Below are 25,899 nucleotides of genomic sequence, written 5' to 3' on the forward strand. Positions count from 1 at the left end.
CCCATCAGTCTGCCGCCCCAAATGCCATGCCCGTGGCATCACGGCCCAGGTCATGGCCAGTCCGGCCCGTCAGAGAGCGCTCCAACGGCACTCCCCGTCCAATAAGACGCCATTGCCCGTTCCCGAGTTCAAGCCGTGCCAACGCCCTGGACGGCACGGAACGCGGCCGGGAGGGACAGGATCACGTCGGGAGCGGTGATGGGGGCTTCGGGGCCTGGGCTCGGGGCCGAGGCGAGGCGGGCGGCCAGGCCGTGGAGGTAGGCGCCGGCGGCGGCCGCGTCCATGGCGGGCAGGCCGCCCGCCAGCAGGGCACCGATCAGGCCGGACAGCACGTCGCCCGTCCCGGCGGTGGCGAGGCGCGGGGTGCCGGTCGGGTTGACGCGGACGGGACGGTCCTGCTCGGCGATCAGCGTGGTGGAGCCCTTGAGCAGGACGGTCGCGGAGAGCGCGGCGGCGGCGCGCCGGACGTGGTCGAGCCGCGCGGCCTCGATGGCGTCGCGGTCCGCGCCGATGAGGCGCGACAGCTCGCCCGCGTGGGGCGTGAGGACGGTCGGCGCGGCGCGGGCGAGGAGGTCGCGGCGGCGGGACAGGACGGTGAGGCCGTCGGCGTCCACGAGGGCGGGCAGGTCGGTGGTGAGGACGGCCTCCAGCAGCGACTCGGCGGCGTCGCCGGTGCCGAGGCCCGGGCCGACGACCCAGGACTGGACGCGCCCGATGCGTTCGAGGACCTTCGGCTCGTGCGGGCCGGGGTCGATGACCGTGGCGACGGCCTCCGGCCAGCGCTGCCGGACGAGCTCGACCGGCCGGGCGACGGAGGCGAAGCGGACCATCCCGGCGCCGCCGTGCAGCGCGCCGCCCACGCTGAGGACGGCCGCGCCGGTGAACGCGTCGCCGCCGGCGAGGATGCCGACGACGCCGCGGCGGTACTTGTCGGACTCGGGGCCGGGCTCGGGCGGCCGGACGTCGGCCGGGCGGGACGCGACGACGTCCGGGTCGGGCAGGTCGGGACCGAGCCCGATGTCGACCAGTTCGACCACACCGCAATAGGACGCGCCCGGATCGATCAGGAGGCCCGGCTTGTGCGTCCCGAAGGTGACCGTGACGTCGGCCACGACGGCGGCGCCCTCGACGCGGCCGGTGCTCGCGTCGACGCCGCTCGGGACGTCGCAGGCGACGACGAGGCCCTCGGACGCGGAGGCGAGCGCCGCGTAGCGGGCGTGCGGCTCGCGGAGGCCGCCCGTCCCGCCGATGCCGGTCAGCCCGTCGATGATCAGGTCGGCGCCGGCGATGGCGGCGCCGGTCTCCCCGTCCTGGAGGAGCCGCCCGCCGGCGAGGCGGAGCGCCGCCAGCCCCCACTCGTGGATCTTGGACCCGGCCTGGACGACCCGGACGCGCGCGCCGCGCCGGGCGAGCCGGGCACCGGCGTAGAGGGCGTCGCCGCCGTTGTCGCCGCCGCCGACGAGCAGGACGACGCGCGACCCGTACACGGCGGGCAGCACGCGGGCGCACACCGAGGCCAGCCCGGCGGCGGCGCGCTGCATCAAGGCGCCGTCAGGGAGCCGGGCCATCAGGGCCTGCTCCGCCGCCCGCACCTTGCCGACCTCGTGCGCGTACCTCATCCGCGGCTCCCCACGCCGATCACACACTCGCCGATCACACACCCGCCGATCACAACCTCAGGGTGCCACGCGGATGCTTTCCGCAACCTCAGGCCCGGAACATTTGTACCTTGCGCTGCAAGTTTCGGTGTCATGTGCGGCCAAGAATGATCGGCCGTAGAATCTTCCACATCCGGTCCGATGTATTCGCATTGCCGCACGTGAGTGCGGCAGAATGCGCCCAGATCAGTCCGCAGGGACTGGAGAGGCCCGAGCAATGAGCACTTCCCGAGGTCCCTCCGTCCGGCAGCGGCGGCTGGCCGCGGAGCTCCGCCGGCTGCGCGAGCGGCACGGGCTCACCGGGGACGAGGTCGCCGAGCGGCTCACCTGGTCCACAGCGAAAGTGTCGCGCATCGAGAACGCCCGGACCGGCGCGAAGATCGGCGACGTGCTGAAGCTTCTCGATCTGTACGGGATCGACGGCTCGCGGCGCGATGACCTCGTCTCGCTGGCGCACGACGCGGCGCGCCGCGGCTGGTGGGAGGAATACCGCGATCTGCCGGGCGAGCTGGCCAGCTTCGTCGCGCTGGAGTCCGAGGCCACGGCCGTGCGGGAATGGGGCAGCACCGTGTTCCCCGGCCTGCTGCAGACCGAGGGCTACGCGCGGAATGTGATCGGCGGCTGGAGCGACCTGGCCACCCTGCCCCCGCAGGAACTGGAACGCCGGGTGGACGTGCGAATGCGCCGCCGGGAGGTGCTGCACCGGGCGCAGTCGCTGGAACTGTCGGCGGTTCTCGACGAGGCGGTTCTGCAGCGCCGGATCGGCGACCAGAAGGTCATGCGAGAGCAGCTCGAACACCTCCTGCGGATGACCGAGCTTCCGAACGTGACGGTGCGGATACTGCCTTTGAACACGGCACACTCGGTGTTGGCCGAGTCCTTTATCCTGCTGCAATTCTCACCGGTGCACGACATCGTATTCCCTGATATCGTGCACACCGAATCACTGACGATCAGCCACTTTGCGGAAGAGGCTGTTACTCATATGTACAGGCTTGCCTATAAAAGCCTGGCTGACCAGGCCCTCGACGCCACAGAGTCACGGCAGCGCATCATCGAGGCCAGGGACGCCTGGTAGGGCCCGCGGAGTGGCCCAACCCTTGTGAAAGGCACCGAGTGTCCCGTTTCGCCACTCCTGCTCCACAATGGAGGAGAAGCGCCCACTGCGGGGCGAGCAACACATGCGTCGAAGTCGCCTCAATGGTCGGTTCGTCCGATTTCATTGGCGCCCGCGACGCCAAGTACGGCACGCAGAGCCCGGTCCTGTCGTTCTCCCAGGGAGAGTGGCGGGCGTTCATCGAACGAGCCAAGAACGGTGAATTCGATTTGGGCCGATGACGTGCGAATAAGCCCCGTTCGGTGCCTCACGAGGGCGCGGTAGGGCAGCACAGCGAACGAGCCGGGTCCGCACGGGACTCGGCTCGTAGCCGTCACACCGGAAACTTTGCTCCTTCCTCACCGCTCTGGCCACAGGAGCACCGTCCTGACCCGGGTGTGATCAGCAGTTTTTTGTGATCTTGTTACCTTGTGCTTGGCACCGGCAGCGCGGCCGCGGACAAATGCAACTTTCGAGGCAGGAGCCGGAATGAGTTTCCAAGGATCACCGCCCGCCCGATGGAGGCGGAGCACCCGATGCTGCGCCAGCAACGGATGCGTCGAGGTCGCGCGCCTCGGCGAAGGCGCGATATCCGTACGGGACACCGAGGACGCCGGGACCCGCCTCGCGTTCGACCTCGGTGAATGGCGAGAGTTCGTCCGGGGAGTACGGGACGGCCGTTTCGACCGGCCCTGAAAGCAACCCTGAAAGCAACCCTGCAAATTTCACTTTGCTGAGATTCTCAGAGTGTCGGAGAATTGCGCCCAACGGTGTGCGCATTCCCGATTCTCACGCCACGCGAACGCCGCGTGGCACACGGTGAAGGGGCGTTCGCAAACGGGCCGAGGTTATGGTGACGGCGCCGGCGGCGAGTGCCAGGTCGAAAAGCAGCCCGTACACCCAGACGGCCTTGTCCTCGTCCTTTTCGGACCGGCCGTACCCGCCGGTGGCCCCCCGCGTATCGTGCCCGCCCGCGGCCCCGGACCGGGACGCGTAGATCACCTGGTCCTTGTCCCCCTCGCGGATGTCGCGCACCTCGCGGCTCAGATCGCCGAGCGGGTCGTTCGACGGCGACCGCTCGTACACCCGGCCGTCGACGACGTACCGGCGCTCGGGCAGGCGCGGCGCCGCGTCCGCGAGGATCACCACGGGGTTGGGCGCCAGCAGCCACCAGACCCGCTCGGTGTGCTCGATCGACCTCCTGTAGGAGCCGTACTCGGAGTACACCCGCTTGTGCTCGGTGGTGATCGGGACCGCGAGCGTGTACAGCAGCGGCGTGCCCGCCAGCAGCGCGAAGACCGTCATGTACGCCATGAGCACCGACGTGACGCTGCGCGCGAGCAGCGCCGACCACGCCTGCGACACCGCGCACACCACGCCGATCAGCAGCGCGCTGACCAGCAGGACGACCGCGGCGCGGCCGACCCCGATCGCCCCCTCGGCGACCGGCCACAGCACGCACGGCAGCGTGAGCACCAGCGTGAGCAGCCCGGTCCCCCAGGCCGCGAGGAGCTTGCCGAGCGCGATGTCGGTGGAGGTGAGCCGGGTGACCTGGAGCGTGGCGAGCGTCCCGCGCTCGCGGTCCCCGTTGATCGACTGGCCGCTGAGCGCGGGGGTGACCAGCAGCGTCAGCACCAGCACCCCGAACAGCACGGTGCCGAACATCGACACGCCCGGCTCGCCGAAGGTGGAGGTCTCGTCGACCTCCAGCGCCAGCCGCAGCAGCAGCCCGAGCCCGTTGACGATCAAGAACCAGACGGCCAGCAGTATCTTCCAGCGGCCCGTCCGCAGCCGGGTCCTGACCTCCTGCCGGGCCACCAGGCCGATCCCATGCGCGGTCATGGCCGCCTCACCTCCGGTTCTCGGTCATCGCGAGATACGCCGATTCGAGCGCGCTGCCGGCGGGCGCGAGGCCGGTCACGGGGACGCCCGCGCCGACCAGCTCGGCCAGCAGGGCGGCGGCCTCGGCCTCGGTGAGCGGGCCGACCTCGGCACCGCCCGGCAGGTCGGCGGCGGGTTCGAGGCCCTCGCGCCCGTCGAGGACGCGGGCGAGGGTCGCGGCCAGCAGCGCGGGGTCGAGCGACCGGAGCCGCCACCGGACGCGGGCCTCCACGCCGCTGAGGTCGGCCATGGCGTGGTCGCCGGCCGTCCGCCCGTTGTCGACCAGCACGACCCGGTCGGCGATCTCCTCCAGCTCGCTGAGGATGTGGCTCGACACCAGGATCGCGACGCCGTCCGCGGCCAGCGACCGCAGCAGGTCGCGCAGCTCGATCCGGGAGCGGGGGTCGAGGCCGGAGGCGGGCTCGTCCAGCAGCAGGACGCGCGGGCGGTGCACCAGCGCGCGGGCCATCCCGAGGCGCTGCTTCTGCCCGCGCGACAGCGCGTGGACGGGCTGCCCGACCCGGTCCTCCAGGTGGACGAGGCTGAGCAGCGCCCTGACCCGGCGGGGCCGCTCGTGCTTGGGCAGCCCGTAGGCGTCGGCGAAGAACGCCAGGTACTCATCCACGGTGAGCTGGTCGTAGACGCCGAACGTGTCCGGCATCCAGCCGAGCGCGTCGCGGGCCGCGGCCGGGTTCTGCCGCACGTCGTGGCCCGCGATCCGCACCACGCCGGAGTCGGGCGCCAGCAGGGTCGCGAGGATGAGCAGCAGCGTCGTCTTGCCCGCCCCGTTCGGCCCGACCAGCGCCGTGACCTGCCCGTACGGGACGGTGAGGTCGAGCCCGCCGAGGGCCTGCACCGTGCCGAAGCCGCGCGTCACGCCGCGCGCCTCGATCCCGAACTCGCCCTGTCCCTCGTGCTCGTCGAGGTACCGGCGATCTATGAGGTCGCCGTTCCCGACGCCACCGTGTCCTGCCACCCGTCAGCCTCCCGACCCCGGCCGGTCCCGATCTTCGTGGGACGCGACCCGGCGGCGGAAGGTTCCGGGCGAACCGCCCTATTCGACGGTGACGGACTTGGCGAGGTTGCGCGGCTGGTCGACGTCGTGGCCCTTCGCGGTGGCCAGCTCGCACGCGAACACCTGCAGCGGGACGGTCGTCACCAGCGGCTGCAGCAGCGTCGGGACGGCCGGGACGCCGATCAGCGTGTCCGCGTACGGGACGACCGACTCGTCGCCGTCCTCGGCGATCACGATCGTCCGGGCGCCGCGGGCCCGGATCTCCTGGATGTTCGAGACGATCTTGTCGTGCAGCACGTCCCGCGCCCGCGGCGGCACGATCACCACGACCGGCAGCCCTTCCTCGATCAGCGCGATCGGGCCGTGCTTCAGCTCACCGGCGGCGAAGCCCTCCGCGTGCATGTACGCGAGTTCCTTGAGCTTCAGCGCGCCCTCCAGCGCGACCGGGAAGCCGACGTGGCGGCCGAGGAACAGCACGCACCGCTCGCCCGCCAGCGACCTGGCCAGCTCCCGGACGGGCTCCATCGTCTCCAGCACCTTCGCGACCTTCTCCGGCATCCGCTCAAGGAGCTGCACCATCGCGAAGACCTCGTCGCCCCACTTGGTGCCGCGCGTCTGCGCGATGTAGAGGGCGATGAGGTACACGGCGACGAGCTGCGTCAGGAACGCCTTCGTGGACGCGACCGCGATCTCCGGCCCGGCGTGCGTGTAGAGGACGCCGTCGCACTCGCGCGGCAGCGTCGACCCGTTGACGTTGCAGATGCCGAGCAGCTTCGCCTTCTGCTCGCGGGCGTGCCGGACGGCCATCAGCGCGTCCATCGTCTCGCCCGACTGGGAGATCGCGATGACCAGCGTCGACGGGGACAGGATCGGGTCGCGGTAGCGGAACTCGCTGGCCAGCTCCACCTCGCACGGCAGCCCGGCCCAGTGCTCGATCGCGTACTTGGCGATCAGCCCGGCGTGGTAGGACGTCCCGCAGGCCACGATGATGATCTTGTCGACCTCGCGGAGCTCGCGGTCGGGGATGCGCATCTCGTCCAGGCGGAGGCGGCCGTCCGCGCCGATCCGGCCGAGCAGGGTGTCGGCGACCGCGCGCGGCTGCTCGGCGATCTCCTTGAGCATGAAGTAGTCGTAGCCGCCCTTCTCCGCGGCGGACACGTCCCAGTCGACGTGGTACTCCTGCACTTCGGCGGGACGGCCCTCGAAGTCGGTGATCGTCACGCCGCCGGCGCGCAGCTCGACGACCTGGTCCTGGCCGAGCTCGATCGCGTCGCGGGTGTGCGCGATGAACGCGGCGACGTCGCTGGCGAGGAAGTTCTCGCCCGCGCCGACCCCGACGACCAGCGGGGAGTTGCGGCGCGCGCCGACGACCAGGTCGGGGTCGCCGGTGTGCACCGCGACCAGGGTGAACGCGCCGTCCAGCCGGCGGCAGACGCGGCGCATCGCGTCAGCGAGGCCGCCGCCCGCCTTCAGCTCGTCCTCCAGCAGGTGCGCGACCGCCTCGGTGTCGGTGTCGGACGCCAGCCCGTGCCCGGCCTCCTCCAGCTCCGCGCGCAGCTCCGCGAAGTTCTCGATGATCCCGTTGTGGATCACCGCGAGGGAGCCGGTGCAGTCGACGTGCGGGTGCGCGTTGCGGTCGTTCGGCGGGCCGTGCGTCGCCCACCGGGTGTGCCCCATCCCGAGCGTCCCGGCGGGCGGCGGCTCCTCGTCCAGCGCGCCCCGCAGGTTCGCGAGCTTGCCCGCGCGCTTCGCCGTCGCCAGCTTCCCGTCGGCCAGCACGGCCACCCCGGCCGAGTCGTAGCCGCGGTACTCCAGCCGCGCCAGGCCCTCCACGACCACGTCGAGCGCTGGCCGGCCGCCTACGTACCCCACGATTCCGCACATGCGGCAACTCTATTCGGTGCCCCGACCTGGGCCCACAGCAAGTGACGTAGGCGGGTGACGCTAACGTGGACGACCGGTGAAAACGCCGTGACCCGCTCAGCCACCCCGTTACTGTTCAGCCATGACGACCGGATGGGACAGCGTGCCTAGCCCCTACGTGGAACTTTCCCGGGACGCTTGGCGGGGCCTGCGCGAGAACACGCCGCTGCCCCTCACGCCCGGCGAGCTGGACGCGTTGCGCGGCCTCAAGGACCCGATCGACATCACCGAGGTCGAGGAGGTGTACCTGCCGCTGTCGCGGTTACTGAACCTGTTCTTCCTTTCGGACGGGCGGCTCCGCGACACCGTCAGCGGCTTCCTCGGCGGCGAGGTGCAGCCCACCCCGTTCATCATCGGCGTCGCGGGCAGCGTCGCCGTCGGCAAGTCCACGACGTCCCGGCTGCTGCGCACGCTCCTCGCCCGCTGGCCCGAGCACCCGACCGTGGAGCTGGTCACCACCGACAGCTTCCTGCACTCCAACGCCGTCCTGACCGAGCGCGGGATCATGGACCGCAAGGGGTTCCCCGAGTCCTACGACCGGCGCGCCCTCGTCCGGTTCGTCTCGTCGATCAAGTCGGGCGCGGACGAGGCGTCGATCCCGGTGTACTCGCACCTGGAGTACGACATCGTCCCGGACGCGGTGCAGACCGTCCGGCGGCCCGACATCCTGATCGTCGAGGGGCTGAACGTGCTGCAGGCCCCGCCGCCCGGCACGCTCGGCGTGTCCGATTTCTTCGATTTCTCCATCTATGTTGATGCCCGCGTCGAGGACATCCGGCAGTGGTACATCGACCGGCTGTTCGCGCTGCGCCGCACCGCGTTCACCGACCCGCGCTCCTACTTCCACAAGTACGCCAAGGAGCTGGACGAGGACGAGACCGCCGCGTTCGCCCAGCGCGTCTGGCGGGACGTCAACGAGATCAACCTCGTCTCCAACATCCTCCCGACCCGCGCCCGCGCCACGCTCGTCCTGCACAAGGACCGCGAGCACGCCGTCCAGCGCGTCCGCCTGCGCCGCATCTGACCGAAGCGCTACCCCGGCTTTGCGCTAGCCGCGCGCCCACCGGGAAGCACCGCCTGCGTACGGGTGATCACGCGGAGTCGGAAGGGGCGGCATGGGAGGGCGAGGCGAAGACGAGGATCCACGGGCGAGCCTGGAGGGTGAGAAGGCCAAGCACCTGGAGGCTGAGCTCACCGACGACCGGTTCCAGGAGGAGCTGCGCCGCACGCACCGGCTCGGCCTGCCACCGGCGGACTCCATCGAGGACAAGGCGCTGGCGTCCACCTTCCAGCGCGGCGAGCTGCCGCACTTCTCCGGCATCAACACGTTCCTGAAGGCGCCGTTCCTGGAGGACGTCACCAAGGTCGGCGAGCACGAGGTCGCCGTGGTCGGCGCGCCGCTCGACACCGGCACCACCTACCGTCCCGGACCGCGGTTCGGCCCCGAGGGGATGCGGCGGATCTCCTCGCTGTACTCGCCGTACTACTTCGAGAAGGGCATCGACCTGCGCGAGCAGCTCGACATGGTGGACGTCGGCGACATCTTCATCACCCCCGCCAACATCGAGAAGGCGTTCGACCAGATCACCAAGGGCCTGGAGCACCTGGTGGCGCACGGGACGTTCCCGGTGGTGCTCGGCGGCGACCACTCGATCGGGTTCCCGACCGCCAGGGGCGTGATGAACGCCTTCGGCAAGAAGATCGGCGTCATCCACTTCGACCGGCACCTCGACACCCAGAAGCGCGACCTCGACGAGCGCATGCACACCACGCCCTGGTACTGGGCCGCGCACGAGCACCACTTCGACCTGGGCAACCTCGTGCAGATCGGGATCGGCGGGTGGCAGGTCCCGCGGCCCGGCGTCGCGCCCGCGCGCGAGGGCGGCTCGCTGGTGATGACCGCGGAGGACGTCGAGCGGCTCGGCGTGGAGAAGACCGCCGACCTCGCGCTGGAGGTCGCCTGGAGCGGCGGCGCCGAAGGCGTGTACCTGTCGTTCGACATCGACGCCGTCGACCCGGGGTTCGCGCCCGGCACGGGATGGCCGGAGCCCGGCGGGCTCTACCCGCGCGAGGTGCTGAAGCTCGTCCGCCGGTTCGCCGCCGAGGGGCTGCTCGGCATGGAGATCGTCGAGGTCTCGCCGCCCTATGACCAGTCGGACGTGACGAGCCTGCTCGGCGTGCGGCTGATCTGCGAGGTGCTGGCGTCGTCGGTGGCGGCGGGCAGGCTCGGCCGGGACCGCGGCGGCACACCGCAGACCGCCCGCGCCCGCGAGATCGAGGAGCGGCGGGCCGCGGCGCAGGGCCGCGACGGCTGATGCTCGGTGCCGTCGTCGCGGCACTCGGGATGTGCGCCGACGGGATCGGCGAGGGGCTGTACGCCGTCCGGCACGGCTACCGGGGCCGGGCCGCCGCGATCGGCTTCGCGATCGCGGCCGTGCTCGGCGCCCTGACCCGGGTCGTCACCCCGATGAACTTCACCGCCGAGTCCGTCGCGGTCGCGACGCAGGCGGCGAAGGAGCGCCCGCAGATCTTCTACATCGTGCTGCTGGCGTCCGTGCCCACGGTCGTGCTCGGCGCCACCGGCCTGTACGAGCCGCTGATCGGCCTGTTCGACCCGGGCGTGGTGGCGGGCGCGGTCGCGGGCGTCGGCGTCCTGCTGGCCTCGGTCGGGTTCGGCTACATCCGCGACCGCAGGGTGGCGGGCGGGATGTCCACGGTGTTCGGGGTGGCGGCGTTCCTGCTCACCGAGGACCTGACCGTCACGGTCGTCGCGTCCATCGCCAGCGGATCCCTCGCCGCGCACTTCCTCGGCGCCCGGTTCGGCGAGGAGCCGGACGAGGAGGCGCCGGACGCGGAACGCCCGAGCCTGATCCCGGTCCGGTGGCGGGACATGATCGCGCGTCCGGTGCTCATCGGCGCGCTGTCGCTGTTCGCGCTGCGCCTCGGCACGGTCGTGTCGTACGAGACCGTCAACGGCGAGCTGGCGCCCGGCACGGAACCCGACCTGAACGGCGCGTTCCTGGTCAACGGGGCGGCGAGCCTGGCGAGCGCCCTGTTCGGCGGCCCGCCGCTCGACCCGACCCCCTCGCCGACGGCCGAGACGGCGATGCCCGTCGCGTCCATGGTGATCTTCGCCGCGGTGATGGCGGTGCTCGCCGGGGCGGGCCTCGTGGAGCGGGTGGGCCGCTGGGTGCCGCTGGAGTCCGTCGCCGGGTTCCTCATCGTCGTCGGCGCGTTCGTGGTGCTGCCCGAGAACGTCGGCGACGTCGAGGACCTCCCGGACGGCGTCGCGCTGACCGTCACCGCGTTCACCAACCCGTTCTACGGCATCGTCGCGGGAGAGCTGGTCCAGCTACTTCACTAACGGCGGTCCCAGGGGCCGGTGATCGCGAAGGTCGTGCCGGGCTCGTAGACGTTGACGAACATCGTCGTGCGACGGTCCCGGGCGAACGTGACGCCTGCGAACTCGCCCCATTCGGGCTTGCCGTCCGTGCCGATGTTCTGCCTGTTCCGCGCCAACGGATACACCCTGCGCCGCCGGGTCACGCCGTAGACGTGCTGGGCGCCGCCGCCGTCCTCGCAGACCATCAGGCCGCCCTGCGGGGCGAGGCAGATGTTGTCGGGCGAATCGCCCGGCGCCTCCACGTCGGTGTCCGGGCCGAACACGATCACCAGGGCGAGGCGGCGGCGGGACGGCTCGTACGACCACACCTGCCCGAAATGGTCGGCGCCCGACCCCTCCTTCGTGCGGGCGTAGCTCGAAACGAAATAGACGCGGTCGCCGCCCCAGTAGCAGCCCTCCAGCTTCTGCGCGTGCGTGATGCCGCCCGTCCCGAAGTCCTGGAAACGGATGGGCGTCTCCCGGGCGAGCGGATCGGGCACCGCCACCCACTCGACACGGTCGAACACCGTGCCGGGCTTCTGCACGACCGACAGGTCGGGAACGCCGGGGACGCGCAGCGCCTCAAGCCGTCCCCCGGCCCGCAGGCTCCCGGCGCCGCCCTTCGGCTTCACCGGCAGGAACCGGTAGAACAGCCCGAACGGCTTGTCGAACGCGTCCTCGGTCTCGTACACGGCGCCGTCGCGGGGATCGACGGCGACCGCCTCGTGCTGGAAGCGCCCCATCGCGGCCAGCGGCTCCGGAACGGTCCGGTCCGGCCGGTACGGGTCGACCTCGAAGACGAACCCGTGGTCCTTGGTGTAGCCGTCGGTGCCCGCCCTGTCCTCGGTCTCCTCGCAGGTCAGCCAGGTGTGCCACGGTGTGGGGCCGCCCGCGCAGTTCACCGCCGTCCCGGCGATGGCGACGCGTTCGGTGCGCACCCGCCCGGCGCCATCGACCTCCAGCGCCGTGCAGCCGCCGAGGCCCTCGGGATCGTAGGTGAGGCCCTCGACCGGCGGGACCCGGTGCTCGGCGTCCCGCCGGTTCTCGTGGTTGCGGACCAGCCACGTCCCGCCGCCGGACCCGGGGAACGTCGACATGCCGTCGGCGTGGCTCGGCACCGGGCCCTCCCCCGACCGCAGCGGCTCCCCCTCCCGGGACAGGACGCGGTACTCGAAGCCGCTCGGCAGGTCCAGCACGCCCTTCGGGTCGGGCACCAGGGGCCCGTACCCGTCGCGGCCGCCGATCGGCTCGGCGTCCGCGCCCCCCGCGAACAGCTGCTCGACGGCGCCGCTGAAGGCGATCCCCGCCCCCAGTGCGCCCGTCCCGGCCAGGAGCCGGCGGCGCGAGACTGCCATGGGCGCACCTCCCTGCTGGACGATCCAACCCCTCCAGCCCGTTGTAACACGCCCGGGCCGGAGCGGGGCCGCAGGGGCGGAGCGCGCGCCGTCAGTCGGCGCTGGCGACCGTGAGGGTGCGGAGGTTGAACGCCGCCAGGAACGTCGCCACGACCGTGACCGCCGCCAGCAGCGAGATCGCCACCCCCAGGTTGACCGTCGACTCGACCGGCGACGCGCCGGTGAGCGCGTCGGTGACCGACAGGGACCACTGCTGGATGGACGCCGACTTGGCGCCCGGCGCGAAGCTGCCGAGCAGCGACTCCCACACCAGCGCGTACAGCAGCCCGATCGTGGCGGCGTTGCGGCTGGCGACACCCAGCGCGACGAACACCGCGCTGTAGGCGACGCCGCCGACCAGGACGCCGATCGTGAACGCGAGCGTCACCTCCGCGGTCATGCCGATCAGCACCAGCCCCGCGAGCAGCGTCGGCACGACCGCGAACACCGTCACCAGGATGATCGCGACGGCCAGCTTGGTCAGCACGATCACCTCCCGCGGGATCGGCTTGGTCAGCACGTACATGATCTGGCCGTCGTCGATCTCCGGCCCGATCACGCCGGTGCCGGCGATCAGCGCGAGCAGCGGCAGCAGGGTCGCGAGGCCGAACTGCTGCAGGACGCCGGAGGAGACGTCCAGGTCGTTGTTGCCGGTCGCGCGGAGGATGGCCGCCAGGACGAGCAGGATCAGCGGCAGTCCCAGCAGGAGCAGCGCACGCTTGCGGCCGAGCATCGACCGGAACGTGATCATCGCGATCGTGGAGTTCATCGGGCCACCAGGTAGGAGAAGACGCTTTCCAGGGACTCGTCCGCCGGGGAGACCTCCCAGAGCCGCACGTCGGCGTCCCGCGAGACCTGCGGCAGCAGCCAGGTGAAGCGCTGGAAGTCGACGGCCTCGATCTGCAGGCCCTTCTCGGTGAGCTGGACGCTGCGGGCCGAACCGTCCGCGATGAGCGCGGCGGCGAGCCGCCGGTCGTCGGACGAGCGGACGAGGAAGATGTGCGGCCGGTCGGTCATCAGCCGCCGGATCTTGCGGAAGTCGCCGGACGCGGCATGCCGCCCCGCGACGATCACCTCGATATGGGTCGCGAGCCGCTCGACCTCCTCCAGGATGTGCGACGAGAACAGGATCGTGCGGCCCTCGTCGGCCATCCGGCGGATGAGGTCCATCAGCTGGAGCCGCTGCCGCGGGTCCATGCCGTTGAACGGCTCGTCCAGCAGCAGGACGGGCGGGTCGTGCACCAGCGCGGACGCCATCTTGATGCGCTGCTTCATGCCCTTGGAGTAGTTGCCGATCTGCCGGGCGGCGGCGTACTCCATCTCGACGAGGCCGATGGCGCGGCGCGCGGCGGCGGCCGGGTCGGGCAGCTTGTGGAGCTTCGCCATCGCGACGATGAACTGCTCGCCGGTGAGGAAGTCGTACGCCGACTCCCGCTCCGGGACGAGGCCGAGATGGCGGTAGACGTCGGGGTTCCGCCACAGGGGCGTCCCGTCCAGGGTGACGGACCCGGACGACGCCTGGAGGAACCCGCCCATCATGTGGATGAGCGTCGACTTCCCGGCGCCGTTCGGCCCGAGGAGCCCGGTCACGCCCGGCCCGACCTTCATCGACACGCCGTTGACGGCGACGACGTTGCCGTACCAGCGCGACACCTTGTCGAGGATCAGCTCACTCATGAGAGGCCCGCTTTCCGGAACCGGCGGTAGAGAATCGCGATCGAGCCCAGGACGAGCGCGGCGCACACCGCCAGCGCGACCACGCCTCCGGCGATGCCGGGCGCGATCCCGGGCGACGCCGACTCGGCGCCGAGCAGCCGGACCTCGACGATGTCGACCAGGTTGAACGGCGCCAGCAGCCCCATCCAGCCCTGGAGGGTGAAGTTCGTCTCCGCCTCCGCGATGCCCTGGACGGCGCCCGCGACGGCGGTCGGGACCATGTACGCGGCGATGACCGCGGCGACGCCGAAGCCGCGCCGCGGAGTGAACGCCGCGACCACCATCCCGATGGCGGCGAGGACCAGCGCGTACAGCACGCAGCCGACCAGCGCGCCGAGGTAGCGCAGCAGCTGCTCCCCCGAGTCGGGCGCCTTGGTGACCAGCCCGCCGACGTACAGGACGGTGACCGGCACCGCCAGCAGCGCGAACAGCGCGGTCGCCATCGCCCCGGCCTTGGCCACGACGAAGTCGAGATGGCCGACCGGGCGGGAGAAGTACAGCGGGATGACGTGGAAGCGCACCTCCCGCGAGGCCAGCACCGGCGCCTGCGTGGCCAGGAAGATCGCCACGATGACCTGCATCAGGTCCGCGTACTCGGAGTACGGGATGAGCGCGTCCTCCTCGTTGGTGAACGCGAACGCCGCGACCGACCCGGCGGCCGGCAGCAGCATGAGCGCGCCGAGGATGAACGGCATGATCTTCGCGCGGGCGGGGCGGCCGAGGCCGAACGCGGCGCGCAGGTTGTGGACGTACAGGGACCGCAGCACGTAGGAGCGGCCGTTGCGGCGCCCCTCGTAGTGCCGGTACCCGATGTCGTGGATCGTGCTCGTGCTCATCCGGACACCTCCTGCGGCACGCTCCCCGCGGCCGGCGGCACGCCCGGCGGCCCCGGCGGCTCGGGCCCGGTCTGGAAGACCTCCTCGATGTGGTGGCGGCGCTGCTCCATCCGGATCAGGCGCAGCCCGAGGTCGGCGACACCGTCGCGGATCAGGTCGTAGGTCGTCTCGCCGGCGATGTCGACGACGAGGAACCGGCCCTCCGGATGGACGGTGACGCCCCGCTCGTGCAGGTGCTGCCCGAGCCGGTCGCGGCCCTCGTCCACCTCGACGGTGAGGACGCCGCTCGCGGCCGTGTACGCCTCGACGGCCTGGGAGCGCAGCAGCTTCCCGCCGTCGATGATGACCACGTGGTCGCAGACCCGCTCCAGCTCGCCGAGCAGGTGGGACGTGACGAGGACGCTGATCCCGAACTCGGCGCCGATCCGGCGGATGAGGTCGAGCATCTCGTCGCGCCCGGCCGGGTCGAGGCCGTTGGTGGGCTCGTCCAGGAAGACGAGCTTCGGGTCGTGGACGAGGGCCTGCGCGAGCTTCACCCGCTGGCGCATCCCGGTGGAGTAGCCGCCGATGGGGCGGTAGCGCTCCTCGTACAGGCCGACGTGCCGGAGCGTGTCGGCGGCGCGTTCGCGGGCCGCGGTCGGCGGCAGCCCGCACATCCTGGCCATGTGGACGACGAACTCCGTCGCGGACACGTCGGGCGGGAGGCACTCGTACTCGGGCATGAACCCGACGCTCTCGCGGATCCGCAGCCCGTCGCGGGCGATGTCGAGGCCCAGCACGGACGCGGTCCCGGAGGTCGGGGGCAGCAGCCCGAGCAGGATCTTGATGAGCGTCGACTTGCCGGCGCCGTTGGCGCCGACCAGCCCGACGACACCCGGCTCGACGGCCATGGAGAGGTCGTCCAGGGCGGTCACCCGGGGGAACCTCATCGTCAGGCCCTGGGTGGCGATTATCGGCATGGTCACGAACCTAGTGGCTCGGCGAGGGGCGTCACGTCAGCCTAAAGAGCGATCTGCGTCAGCCTTTCGGCCAAACTCCGGATCGACCTAAGTTCGCCCGCGGGCTGCCCTTCTGTCCTGGCCGCGCAGGACGGCCGCCCACAGCACCCGCTGGACCAGCAGCGTCAGCGTCCCCGCGATGATCATCCCGGCGAAGTTGACGCCGAGCTGCAGCAGCGACCCGGTGATCTCGCTGCCGTGCCGCAGCGCCATCGCGACCGCGAGGTTCCCGGCGGCGGGCACCGTCGTGACGGAGATGAACACCCCGACCAGCGCCGACGACTTGCCCGCGGTGAGCGACAGCACGCCCGCGGCCCCGGCGAGCAGCGCGACGATGAACGACCAGCGATCCGGGCTGTAGATGAACGCGGTGAGCGGGCGCTCGTCGGGCAGCCGGTCCAGCTCGATCACGCCGATCCACCGGCTGACCAGCGCGCAGACATAGGTGATCACGATCGCGGCGGCGAACCCGACGGCCAGCGCCCGCACCGCGTCCACGATCCGCCACGGCTGGAGCCGCATGATCCCGTAGCAGATCGCCGCGACGGCGGCGAACTCCGGCCCGAGCACCATCGCGCCGACCACCAGGATCGGCGAGTCGATCAGCGCCGCGATCCCGGCCAGCTGCGTGGCGAGCGCGAGGAACGCGACGAACGACCAGGTGAGCGCCGTCCCCTCGCTGACCTGCCGGTCGAGCTCCTCCCAGACGACGGCGTCGTCGCCGTGGCCGGGGGCACGTTCCATCGCCTCCTCAGCATTGTCGGAGAGTGTCAGGTCGACCTTGTCGAGGGCGATGGATCCGTCGCGGTCGACGCCGAGGGCGCGCAGCGCGTCCAGGACCTCGTTGGCGGACTCGCGGGCGATGTCGCTGGTCACCAGGTCGCCGCGCGGAGACCGCGCGGCGCCCGCGAGGACGACGACGTTGGTGGCCCCGGGACACTCCGCCAGCGCCTCGCAGACCGCGTCGGTCCGGTCCGCCGGGACGATGGCTCTGAGATGCAGCACCCGGCACATGTTGCCGCAAACCGCGGACGGGCGTGCCCCGGACGCCACACCGTACGCTGTGATCGTCCTAATGGGTAAAAACAAGGAAAAACCAGGACGGTGAGGTCATGACGCGGCGGGCGGCCGGACGCGCGGCCCTGGCATGCCTGGCGCTCACCGCCCCGCTGGCGGCCTGCGACGCCGAGCTCGGTGTCTCAGAGCCCAGCCCCCCGACCACGAGCGGCGGACCCGGCACCAGGCCCGGCTCCGGTGACGAGGCACGGGCCCGCCGTGACCTGTCCGGCCTGCGGATCGCCTCCGAAACGGACGGCGGCGGCTACGAGCGCGACAGGTTCGGCACGCGCTGGAAGGACATCGACCGCAACGGCTGCGACCAGCGCAACGACGTCCTCGCCCGCGACCTGACGGCGGTCGAGAAACGGGGGCGGTGCGTCGTCCTGGCCGGACGTCTCCGCGACCCCTACAGCGGCAAGGAGATCACCTTCTCCAAACAGGACGCGGCAGAGGTGCAGATCGACCACCTCTACCCGCTCGCGCTCGCCTGGCGGATGGGCGCGTCCCGCTGGACCGAGGACCGGCGCGAGCGGTTCGCCAACGACCACGCCAACCTGCTGGCCGTGTGGGGCGTCCCCAACCGGCAGAAGAGCGACTCCGGCCCCGGCGAATGGAAGCCGCAGAAGGCGTTCCAGTGCACCTACGGCGTCAGGTACATCGCCGTCGCGAAGAAGTACGAACTCCCCGTCACCCGCGCCGACCACGACGCGCTCCAGACCTTCCTGGGAAGGTGCTAGCCCGGCACTCCTATGCTCGTCACATGAGCAGCGAATCCCAGGACGAGCGCGACGAGCGGAACGAGCGGCCCCGTGTCCGGACCGAACGCGGGGTGGGCGCGCGTGCGACGGGCGCCGAGGTGACCGGCGCGTCCCTGACGGGCCTCACGCTGCGCCCCGGCAACGCCTTCGGGGCGCTCGCGCTGGGCTCGATGGCGGTCGGCGCGCTGGCGATCGGCGCCGTCGCGATCGGGAAGCTCGTCGTCAAGCGCGCCCTGATCGACCACCTCGAAGCCGGGACCGTGGAGATCAAGCACCTCAAGGTGGGGCGCCTGGAGATCGACGAGTCCTAGGCGAGCGCGGTCTTCACCACTCCGGCCAGGTGCTCGGCGACCGACTGCGCCCGAGACTCCGACGCCGCCTCGACCATGACGCGGACCATCGGCTCGGTGCCGCTCGGCCGGATCAGGACGCGTCCGGTCTCACCCAGCTCGGCCTCGGCGGCGGCGACGGCCGCCGCCAGCTCGGGCGAGGTCTTCGCGCGGCTCTTGTCGACGTCCTTGACGTTGATGAGCACCTGCGGCAGCCGCGTCATCACCTTCGTCAGCTCGTCCAGGGGCTGGCCGCGGCGCACCATCGCGGCGAGCAGGTGCAGGCCCGTCAGGACGCCGTCGCCCGTCGTCGCGTGATCCAGCATGATCACGTGACCGGACTGCTCGCCGCCGAACCCGAACCCGCCCTCCTTCATCGCCTCCAGCACGTACCGGTCGCCGACCGCCGTCTCCACCACGGCGATCCCGGCCTCGCGCATCGCGAGCTTGAACCCGAGGTTCGACATCACGGTCGCGACGACGGTGTCGGCGGCGAGCGCGCCCGCCTCCCGCAGGTCCAGCGCCAGGATCGCCATGATCTGGTCGCCGTCCACGATCTCGCCGGACGCGGTCACCGCGAGGCAGCGGTCGGCGTCGCCGTCGTTCGCGATGCCCGCGTCCGCGCCGTGCTCCCGGACGGCCTTCTGCAGCGCCTCCAGATGCGTGGAACCGCAGCCGGAGTTGATGTTCAGCCCGTCCGGCGCCGTGCCGATCGTGATCACCTCGGCGCCCGCGCGGCGCAGCGCCTCGGGCGCCACATCGCTGGACGCCCCGTTCGCGCAGTCGACCACGACGCGCAGGCCGTCCAGCGACACCGGGACGGTCGACAGCAGATGCGCCACGTACTGCTCGACCGCACCGTGCGCCTCCCGGACGCGCCCGACACCCGCGCCGGTCGGCGGGTCCCACACCTCGCCGAGCCGCGCCTCGATGCGGTCTTCGAGCTCGTCGGGGAGCTTGTGGCCGCTGCGGTCGAAGAACTTGATCCCGTTGTCGGGAGCCGGGTTGTGCGACGCCGACAGCATCACGCCGAGGTCGGCGTCCAGTTGGTGCGTCAGATGCGCCACCGCGGGCGTCGGCAGGACACCGAGGCGCAGCACGTCCACCCCGGAACTCGCGAGCCCCGCCACCACGGCCGCCTCCAGGAACTCGCCGGACGCCCGCGGATCGCGCCCGACCACCGCCAGCGGCCGGTGCCCCTTGAACGCACCCTGCTCGCCCAGCACCCGCGCCGCCGCGACGGACAGATCCATCACGAGCGGAGCGGTCAGATCGCGGTTGGCGAGCCCACGCACGCCATCAGTCCCAAAGAGACGACCCACAGTTTCACTCCCGATAAAGAAGAAAGACCGCGCGGACGAGCTGGGACTCACGCCCCGGCCCGCTCCGCGCGGTCAAATCTAGTGGCCACCGCCCCTGCGAACCCCCAACAACCGGCGTAGACCGTCCACGACGAGGTCTGGACACCCCGACCGGGCCTTGGACAGACCTCGACCGGCGGCACGGGTCGTGCGGCCGGAGGCGCCCCGCGCCGGAGGTCGCACGGCCCGCCGACGCAGGCGACCGCAGCGACGCCACACACACCCGCACAGGCACAACAGACCCCAACAGCGGCGTGAGGATCGCCTGCGTCGCGACGGGGGTTCCAGAGGGTCGCCCCCCTGGGAATTACCGCTTGCTGTACTGGGGGGCCTTGCGGGCCTTCTTGAGGCCGGCCTTCTTGCGCTCCGGCACCCGGGCGTCGCGGGTGAGGAAGCCGGCCTTCTTCAGGGCCGGGCGGTGCTCGATGTTGCCGAACTGCAGCGCGCGGGAGATGCCGAGGCGCAGCGCGCCGGCCTGGCCGGTGGTGCCGCCGCCGTTCACGCGCGCGAGGACGTCGAACTGGCCCTCCAGGCCCAGCAGCACGAACGGCTCGTTCACGATCTGCTGGTGGACCTTGTTCGGGAAGTACTGGTCCAGGGTGCGGCCGTTGATCTTCCACTGGCCGCTGCCGGGGACGATGCGGACTCGCGCAATGGCCTGCTTGCGGCGGCCGGTGCCGGCGGCGGGGCCGGTCGCGACGGGCTTGCCGAGCAAGCTCTCGCCCGCGGCCTCGGGGGTCTCGGTGCTGTACTCGGACGGCGCGTCCTCGTACGACTCGGCCTCGACGGCCGGCTCGGTGATCTCGTCCACGGTTCTCCTTGGGGTGTTCTAGCCAGGGCGGCTGGCCCGTCTCACGGGTGCCCCGGCGGCCACTGTTTCCTGGTGCGCACGCGGTGTGGCGTGCGCGGGTGTCACTTCTTGATCTGGCTGATCTGGGTGATCTCGAACGGGACCGGCTTCTGCGCCTGGTGCGGGTGGTCCGGCCCGGCGTAGACCTTCACCTTGCCGAACATCTTCCGGCCGAGGGAGTTCTTGGGCAGCATGCCCTTGATCGCCTTCTCGACGGCCCGCTCGGGGTGCTTCTCCAGCAGGTCGGCGTAGGTCACCGAGCGGAGGCCGCCCGGGTAACCGGAGTGCCGGTAGGCGCGCTTCTGCTCCAGCTTGTTGCCGGACAGCGCCACCTTCTCGGCGTTCACGATGACGACGAAGTCACCGGTGTCGAGGTGCGGTGCGTAGATCGGCTTGTGCTTACCCCGTAGCAGCTGCGCGACCTGACTGGCGAGACGGCCCAGCACGACATCGGTCGCGTCGATGACGTACCACTGACGCTGGACGTCAGCGGGCTTAGGGGTGTACGTGCGCACGGTCGTAGGCCTTCGTTTCTCGTCGACTTACAGGCGGTTTCGATCCTCGCCCGCCCTCACGGGCGAGCGCCGTCAGCGGAAATCCTGCTCGCGCCGATCAGAGGATCGTCCGACCTGGCGCTCCGGGATGCCGGGGCCCGGACCGGCGCCCACGTCGCCTGACGTGAACACTCTTGGGGCACACCGACAGGTCGCGTCGTCTCCAGCCCGCCGACGGCGGGCACGACGCACACAACAAACAGGCAGAATACTCGGCCCCTTGGCCAGGGGTCAAAACGGCCCGCGCCCTCGGGGCCTCGCGGCCGTTCCGTCGCCCGCTCCGTCGGTTCAAATGGGAACAGTCAGCGGCGGTCAGATCACTCTCCGTACTAGTATTGATCTTTTTTGGTCTATCTTGGTAACAGGGGGTGAATAGCGGGATATTGTGCCGGGCGACCGGTCCACGCCGGCTTGTGCCGGCCCGCACCCGGGAGCCCCCGCTGTCCACTCCCCGCAGACCAGGTGATCCCGCCGGACGCCGCCAGCCCGGGTACAACGGGCGCCCCGGCGCCGCGTCGCCTGCCGCCGCCCCCCGCCGCACCAATCCCTATGGCGACGAGCTCGTCGCCAGTGGCCGCCCCCGGCGCGGCGCGTCCCGCACGAGCCCGCCACCCGGTGGCCGGCACTCCCAGGGCGCCGGACGCCCGCCACACGGCAAGGACGGTGGTGGCAGGCGCAAGAGCGTCACCGGCATCGTCGTGGCCGTCACCGCGTCCAGCATGGCCCTCGGCATCGGCGTCGCGATCGACCGGCTGCTGCTGCCGGAGCTGCGCTCGGAGCGGACCACCGCGTCCGGGCCCGAGTCGCGCCCGCCCGACATCGTCGAGCCCGGGCCGCAGAGCGGCCCGTCGACCGGGTCCGAGCCCGGGACGGGCACCGCGGGCGGCAAGAAGCCCACGGCCGGCGCCCCCGCACCCAACGCGGGCGTGCCGGCACCGCCGCTGAAGACGATGCGCGCGCCCGGCGGAGGCACGCCGGACAAGCCGTCCGAGCCCGGCACGCCGTCCGAGAGGAGCAGGACGCCGGGCGGCGGCGCCCGCGTGCCCGGCGGTTCGGCGGGGTCCGCAGACGCGGAGGCGGCCGTGGTGTCGCTCACCAACGCCGAACGCGCCAAGGCCGGCTGCCGGCCGCTGCACGTCGACCAGCGGCTCGTCACCGCGGCTCGCAAGCACTCCGCCGACATGGCCGCCAACGGCTACTTCGACCACACCTCGCGCAACGGCGACAGCCCGTGGAAGCGGATGGAGGACGCCGGCTACCCCAGCCCCGGAGCGGAGAACATCGCGAAGGGCTACTCGACCGCCGCGGCCGTGATGAGGGGATGGATGGACAGCCCGGGGCACCGCGCCAACATCCTGAACTGCGACCTGCGCGCCATCGGCGTCGGGAAGGCGTCCGGGCCCGGCGGCCCACTGTGGACACAGGACTTCGGCTGGAAATGAACCCGGCCGTGACCTTCGCGAAACGTCCGGCGTCCGGTTCGACCCCATGTCATGGTGGGTGTCTCGAAGGTCCAGAGCCCTGAACGAGGAACGGTAAGGTCCAAGCCATGGGTTATCCGGGCGATCAAGGCAAGCCCGGCGGCTGGCCCCCTCAGTATCAGCCGCCGCACGCGCCGTACGGACCCGGAGCCGAAGCGCCGCCGTACGGCCACGACAACGACGAAGCCCCCTTCGCACCGCGCGACGAGGGGCCAGGTGCGATGCCTTACGGCAACGAGTCGTACGGCAGCGAGTCCTTCGGGAACGCGCCTCCCTCCTTCCCGCCAGACCCGTCCTTCTCTTCAGACCTCCCGCCAGACCAGTCCTTCTCCCCAGACCAGTCCTTCTCCCCAGACCAGTCCTTCTCTCCGGACCAGACCTTCTCTCCGGACCGGCCCTTCCCGCCGGAACCGCCCGAGCGGCGCCGCGGGATGCCGCTCGTCATCGGCGGCGCGGTGGCCGCCGGGCTCCTCCTCATCGGCGGCGGTGTCGCGCTGTCGTCGGCGCTGAAGGACGACTCCGAGCCGGCGTCGCCCAAGGCCGCCGAGTCCAAGCGGCCGCAGGCCACGCCGACCCCGCCGCAGCCCGTCCTCGCGCCGGTGAAGCTGCAGAGCCGCACGACCGACCCGAACCCGCTGACCCTCAAGGAGGTCTTCGGCAACGGGAAGTTCAAGGTCGGCAAGTACCGGTACATCAGGACGGCCGCGGCCGCGACGAAGAACTGCACCGGGATCGCCGGCGGCGACAAGCTGGACAAGGCCCTCAAGAAAGGCGGCTGTACCCAGGGCCTGCGGGCCACGTACGCGCTCAGCACCGGCTCGCTCATCGGCACCGTCGGCGTGTTCAACCTCGAGACCCAGGCCGCTGCCGAGCTGGCCGTCAAGGCCGCCGCCGACAAGGACGCCTTCCTGCTGGCCCTGCCCGGCAAGGGCGTCTCCAAGAACAACGGCAAGGGCGAGGCGCTCGGCACCTCCGAGGCGCGCGGCCACTACCTGGTGATGACGTGGGTGCAGCGGCCGGACGGCAAGAAGATCGCGAGTAAGTACCATGCCGCCGTCCGCGTCTTCGGTACGCAGATGGTGAAGGGCAGCAACCTGGCTCTCGCCCTGCACTACAGAGAAACCGAAGGCAAACCCCTCCAAAAGTGACCTGTTTGAATACCCTCTCTGCCTATGTCTGGACCTAGAGACACCCGGGAGACCGCCGAGCAGGCGGGGACGTCCGACGTCCCCGCCGGTTCGGTGCCGCCCAGCTTCGGCGACGCGGACGCCCCCGCCGCGGAGGCGCCGCACCCCTCCCTCAGGCCGCCCGCGTTCGGCCTGGAGGCGCCCTGGTGGGCCGCCGAAGCCGAGGACGCTCCCGAGAAAGCTCCCGAAGACACCCCGGCCGCCGACGACTCCACGGACGTCTCCGCTGACGACTCCGCCGAGGAACGTCCGGCCGGGTCCGAGACCACCGACGTCCCGCCCGGGACGCTCGTCGCCGGAGTCGGCGTCCCCAGCGTCGACTCCCGGCGTGCCGTGCCCGCCGAGCCGATCGTGAAGCGTCCGCCCGCCGGCGGCGACACCGATCCCGACGGCTTCCCGCCCGTCCGCACGGACGGCGCCGCACCGGAGGAGACCGCTGTGGACGCTCCCGTAGACCAGAAGCCCGCCAAGGCCCAGGAAACCCTCACCGCCCCGCCCGAGCCGGATCCCGCGTTCGAGAAGGCCATGCAGGCGGAGAACGCGTCGTCGGCGTCGCTCGCGCCGGTCCTCGTGCCGGACGCGATCCTCCCGCCCGGCGTCGAGCCGCCCACCGGCAGCGGACCGTTCCCGCACACCGGCATCGCCGGGGAGGCCGCGGCGACCACCGAGCAGGCCCAGGTGATCACGCCGGTCTACCACGCCGAGGGCGGCGCACCGATCGACACTCCGCCCCCGCCCGGAGCCCCCGCGCGGCGCCGCGGAGGCGGCGGCGGCAAGCGCAGGCCGCTGCTGATCGGCGGGGGCGCGGCCGCGGTCCTCGCCGCCACGGCCGCCCTGTTCGTCGTCGGCGGACCGGGCTCCGGCGACGAGGGGAAGGGCGGCCAGGCGGTCGAGTCGCCCGCCGCTAAGCAGTCGACACCGGCGGCGACCCCGTCCGGCCCCGCCGTCCCGTCCACGCCCGTGGACATCACCGACGAGAAGAGCGACACCAAGGACCTGGCGTTCCGCGACGTGTTCCCCACCGAGGTCATCACGCTCGGCGGGCGGACCTTCACCCGCGAGCGCTGGTCCCTGAACCGCGAGGCGACGTACGCGGCCAGGGGCGCGATGCTCAAGGCGCTGGAGCGCGAGCGCGTCCGCAAGATCGTCCGCGCGACGTACATCGACCGGGCGAGCTCGCTCGCGGTCACCTCCGGCATCGCGGTGATGCCGACGCGGGAGGCAGCGCTCGCGATCAGCAAGGCCGGGAACCCCGCCAGGTACGAGTGGTTCCGCGGCATGGGCGGCAAGAACGCCCCGGACCTCGACCGGGCCGGCGGGTACGCCGCCGCGACCGTCCGCGGACGCTACGTCGCCTACGCCTACGTGCAGTGGGCGAACGGCAAGAAGGCCAAGCCCGGCGACCCGACGATCAAGCAGGTCGCCCAGCTGTTCCTGGACTACGACCTCCGCCCGATCGTCGCCCGCACCGGAGGCTGACCCAGGTCCGCTGTGCTGTCCGCTAGGACGTTTCCCGCTGGGGCGACGCGTCGGGGCCTTCCGAACCCGCCGCTTCCGCCTCGGCCGCCTGGGCGGCCGCGACGGCGTTGAGCGTCCGGACGCGTCGCGTCTCCTGGGCGCGCTTGGCCATGCTGTCGTCCGGGGGGTAGCGGATCTCCTCCAGCGACAGCCCGTGCGCGGGCGACACGTTCACACCGGAGTCACGGACGCGCGCCGCGAGCACCTCGGCGGGCCATTCCACGTCGCGCCGCCCGTCCCCGACCATCAGCAGCGCGCCGACCAGCGCGCGGACCATCGAATGGCAGAACGCGTCCGCCTCCACGGTCGCGAGCGCCAGGTGCGGGTCGCGGTCGTCGCGGGTCCACTCGTAGCGCAGCAGCTCCCGGATGGTCGTCGCGCCCTCCCGCCTTCGGCAGTAGGCGGCAAAGTCCTGCTCGCCGAGCAACCGCCGCGCGGCATCATTCATGCGGGCCAGGTTCAGCGGGCGCGGGTGCCAGAGCACGTCGTGGCGCCGCAACGGCTCCACCCCGACGGGGTTGTCGCACACCCGGTACACGTAGCGGCGGGACAGAGCGGAGAACCGCGCATCGAACCCTTCCGGCGCGATCGACACGCGCCACACCCGGACGTCGGGCGGCAGCAGCCCGGCGAGGCGGCGCGGCATCGTCCCGTTGATCGCCGAGTACGCGGCGACGGGCACCACCAGGTGCGCGACCTGACCCCGGGCGTGGACGCCGGCGTCGGTGCGGCCGGCGACGGTGAGCATGGGCGGCGGGTCAAGGCGCATCATGCGGGCCAGCGCGTCCTCGATGACCCCCTGGACGGTCCGCTGGTTCGGCTGCCGCGCCCAGCCCGCGAAGTCCGACCCGTCATAGGAGATATCGAGCCGGAGTCGTACCAAAGCGGTCATGTCAGTTGAGC

The 25,899-nt window shown here is 71.7% G+C and carries 25 protein-coding genes; 11 read left to right on the top strand and 14 right to left on the bottom strand.

Annotation, left to right across the window (positions count from 1 at the left end; all coding sequences use genetic code 11):
* Positions 1 to 128: 128 nt before the first annotated feature.
* Positions 129 to 1,619, bottom strand: coding sequence for an NAD(P)H-hydrate dehydratase (locus tag E1264_RS02075; RefSeq protein ID WP_132168969.1), 1,491 nt, complete (start codon positions 1,617 to 1,619; stop codon positions 129 to 131).
* Between the two features lie 256 nt (positions 1,620 to 1,875).
* Here E1264_RS02075 and E1264_RS02080 point away from each other — a divergent pair, with 256 nt between their 5' ends.
* From E1264_RS02080 to E1264_RS02090, 3 genes are all read left to right on the top strand, one after another.
* The gene (locus E1264_RS02080; RefSeq protein WP_132168971.1) at positions 1,876 to 2,736 is read left to right on the top strand and encodes a helix-turn-helix transcriptional regulator; all 861 of its coding nucleotides are present in this window, start codon (positions 1,876 to 1,878) and stop codon (positions 2,734 to 2,736) included.
* Between the two features lie 38 nt (positions 2,737 to 2,774).
* Positions 2,775 to 2,996, top strand: coding sequence for a DUF397 domain-containing protein (locus E1264_RS45825; RefSeq protein WP_165963917.1), 222 nt, complete (start codon positions 2,775 to 2,777; stop codon positions 2,994 to 2,996).
* 247 nt (positions 2,997 to 3,243) lie between these two features.
* Positions 3,244 to 3,450 carry a DUF397 domain-containing protein gene (locus tag E1264_RS02090; protein WP_132168973.1) on the top strand — a complete coding sequence of 69 codons (207 nt, stop codon included), beginning with the start codon at positions 3,244 to 3,246 and terminating at the stop codon, positions 3,448 to 3,450.
* Positions 3,451 to 3,543: 93 nt separating this feature from the next.
* Here the strand turns inward: E1264_RS02090 and E1264_RS02095 are convergent, their stop codons facing one another.
* The 3 genes from E1264_RS02095 to glmS form a co-directional block, all read right to left on the bottom strand.
* Positions 3,544 to 4,596, bottom strand: a complete 1,053-nt coding sequence (locus E1264_RS02095; RefSeq protein ID WP_132168975.1) for an ABC transporter permease — start codon at positions 4,594 to 4,596, stop codon at positions 3,544 to 3,546.
* A 7-nt stretch (positions 4,597 to 4,603) separates the two neighbouring features.
* A complete protein-coding gene (locus E1264_RS02100) occupies positions 4,604 to 5,611 on the bottom strand; it encodes an ABC transporter ATP-binding protein (RefSeq protein WP_243710701.1) in 1,008 nt (335 codons plus the stop codon).
* 78 nt (positions 5,612 to 5,689) lie between these two features.
* Entirely contained in the window at positions 5,690 to 7,534 is a 1,845-nt protein-coding gene (gene glmS, locus E1264_RS02105) for a glutamine--fructose-6-phosphate transaminase (isomerizing) (RefSeq protein WP_132168977.1), read from the bottom strand.
* 121 nt (positions 7,535 to 7,655) lie between these two features.
* On the opposite strand from glmS, the gene coaA reads away from it, so the two are divergent.
* From coaA to E1264_RS02120, 3 genes are all read left to right on the top strand, one after another.
* Complete coding sequence (coaA, locus tag E1264_RS02110; protein ID WP_132168979.1) at positions 7,656 to 8,597, top strand: type I pantothenate kinase; 942 nt, start codon at positions 7,656 to 7,658, stop codon at positions 8,595 to 8,597.
* A gap of 91 nt (positions 8,598 to 8,688) precedes the next feature.
* Positions 8,689 to 9,888, top strand: coding sequence for an agmatinase family protein (locus E1264_RS02115; RefSeq protein WP_132168982.1), 1,200 nt, complete (start codon positions 8,689 to 8,691; stop codon positions 9,886 to 9,888).
* Positions 9,888 to 10,937 carry a hypothetical protein gene (locus E1264_RS02120; RefSeq protein ID WP_132168984.1) on the top strand — a complete coding sequence of 350 codons (1,050 nt, stop codon included), beginning with the start codon at positions 9,888 to 9,890 and terminating at the stop codon, positions 10,935 to 10,937. The genes E1264_RS02115 and E1264_RS02120 overlap by 1 nt, the downstream gene beginning before the upstream one ends.
* Here the strand turns inward: E1264_RS02120 and E1264_RS02125 are convergent.
* From E1264_RS02125 to E1264_RS02150, 6 genes are all read right to left on the bottom strand, one after another.
* The gene (locus E1264_RS02125) at positions 10,934 to 12,310 is read right to left on the bottom strand and encodes an alkaline phosphatase PhoX (protein WP_132168986.1); all 1,377 of its coding nucleotides are present in this window, start codon (positions 12,308 to 12,310) and stop codon (positions 10,934 to 10,936) included. The genes E1264_RS02120 and E1264_RS02125 overlap by 4 nt on opposite strands.
* Positions 12,311 to 12,401: 91 nt before the next feature.
* Positions 12,402 to 13,118, bottom strand: coding sequence for an ABC transporter permease (locus E1264_RS02130; RefSeq protein ID WP_132168988.1), 717 nt, complete (start codon positions 13,116 to 13,118; stop codon positions 12,402 to 12,404).
* Positions 13,115 to 14,026, bottom strand: coding sequence for an ABC transporter ATP-binding protein (locus E1264_RS02135; protein ID WP_132168990.1), 912 nt, complete (start codon positions 14,024 to 14,026; stop codon positions 13,115 to 13,117). The genes E1264_RS02130 and E1264_RS02135 overlap by 4 nt, the downstream gene beginning before the upstream one ends.
* A complete protein-coding gene (locus tag E1264_RS02140; RefSeq protein WP_132168992.1) occupies positions 14,023 to 14,901 on the bottom strand; it encodes an ABC transporter permease in 879 nt (292 codons plus the stop codon). The genes E1264_RS02135 and E1264_RS02140 overlap by 4 nt, the downstream gene beginning before the upstream one ends.
* A complete protein-coding gene (locus E1264_RS02145; RefSeq protein WP_132169082.1) occupies positions 14,898 to 15,860 on the bottom strand; it encodes an ABC transporter ATP-binding protein in 963 nt (320 codons plus the stop codon). The genes E1264_RS02140 and E1264_RS02145 overlap by 4 nt, the downstream gene beginning before the upstream one ends.
* Positions 15,861 to 15,947: 87 nt before the next feature.
* Complete coding sequence (locus E1264_RS02150) at positions 15,948 to 16,904, bottom strand: DUF389 domain-containing protein (protein ID WP_132168994.1); 957 nt, start codon at positions 16,902 to 16,904, stop codon at positions 15,948 to 15,950.
* 107 nt (positions 16,905 to 17,011) lie between these two features.
* Here E1264_RS02150 and E1264_RS02155 point away from each other — a divergent pair, with 107 nt between their 5' ends.
* The gene (locus E1264_RS02155; protein WP_132168996.1) at positions 17,012 to 17,695 is read left to right on the top strand and encodes an HNH endonuclease family protein; all 684 of its coding nucleotides are present in this window, start codon (positions 17,012 to 17,014) and stop codon (positions 17,693 to 17,695) included.
* Between the two features lie 23 nt (positions 17,696 to 17,718).
* Entirely contained in the window at positions 17,719 to 18,027 is a 309-nt protein-coding gene (locus E1264_RS02160) for a hypothetical protein (protein ID WP_132168998.1), read from the top strand.
* Here the strand turns inward: E1264_RS02160 and glmM are convergent.
* The 3 genes from glmM to rplM form a co-directional block, all read right to left on the bottom strand.
* Complete coding sequence (glmM, locus tag E1264_RS02165; protein ID WP_132169000.1) at positions 18,024 to 19,367, bottom strand: phosphoglucosamine mutase; 1,344 nt, start codon at positions 19,365 to 19,367, stop codon at positions 18,024 to 18,026. The two genes, E1264_RS02160 and glmM, sit on opposite strands and share 4 nt — an antisense overlap.
* Before the next feature lie 346 nt (positions 19,368 to 19,713).
* The gene (rpsI, locus tag E1264_RS02170; RefSeq protein ID WP_165963921.1) at positions 19,714 to 20,208 is read right to left on the bottom strand and encodes a 30S ribosomal protein S9; all 495 of its coding nucleotides are present in this window, start codon (positions 20,206 to 20,208) and stop codon (positions 19,714 to 19,716) included.
* Positions 20,209 to 20,318: 110 nt separating this feature from the next.
* Positions 20,319 to 20,771: a 50S ribosomal protein L13 gene (gene rplM / locus E1264_RS02175; protein WP_132169004.1), complete on the bottom strand. Its 453-nt coding sequence runs from the start codon at positions 20,769 to 20,771 to the stop codon at positions 20,319 to 20,321.
* A 452-nt stretch (positions 20,772 to 21,223) separates the two neighbouring features.
* Between rplM and E1264_RS02180 the strand changes: the two genes are divergently transcribed.
* From E1264_RS02180 to E1264_RS02190, 3 genes are all read left to right on the top strand, one after another.
* Positions 21,224 to 22,252, top strand: coding sequence for a CAP domain-containing protein (locus E1264_RS02180; RefSeq protein WP_243710702.1), 1,029 nt, complete (start codon positions 21,224 to 21,226; stop codon positions 22,250 to 22,252).
* A 260-nt stretch (positions 22,253 to 22,512) separates the two neighbouring features.
* Positions 22,513 to 23,439, top strand: coding sequence for a hypothetical protein (locus E1264_RS02185; RefSeq protein ID WP_132169006.1), 927 nt, complete (start codon positions 22,513 to 22,515; stop codon positions 23,437 to 23,439).
* A 24-nt stretch (positions 23,440 to 23,463) separates the two neighbouring features.
* A complete protein-coding gene (locus tag E1264_RS02190; RefSeq protein ID WP_132169008.1) occupies positions 23,464 to 24,957 on the top strand; it encodes a hypothetical protein in 1,494 nt (497 codons plus the stop codon).
* Between the two features lie 22 nt (positions 24,958 to 24,979).
* Here E1264_RS02190 and truA read toward each other — a convergent pair whose 3' ends face one another.
* Positions 24,980 to 25,888: a tRNA pseudouridine(38-40) synthase TruA gene (gene truA / locus E1264_RS02195; protein ID WP_207935672.1), complete on the bottom strand. Its 909-nt coding sequence runs from the start codon at positions 25,886 to 25,888 to the stop codon at positions 24,980 to 24,982.
* Positions 25,889 to 25,899 lie beyond the last annotated feature (11 nt).

Source organism: Actinomadura sp. KC216, from assembly GCF_004348535.1.
In the GTDB taxonomy this organism is placed as follows: domain Bacteria; phylum Actinomycetota; class Actinomycetes; order Streptosporangiales; family Streptosporangiaceae; genus Spirillospora.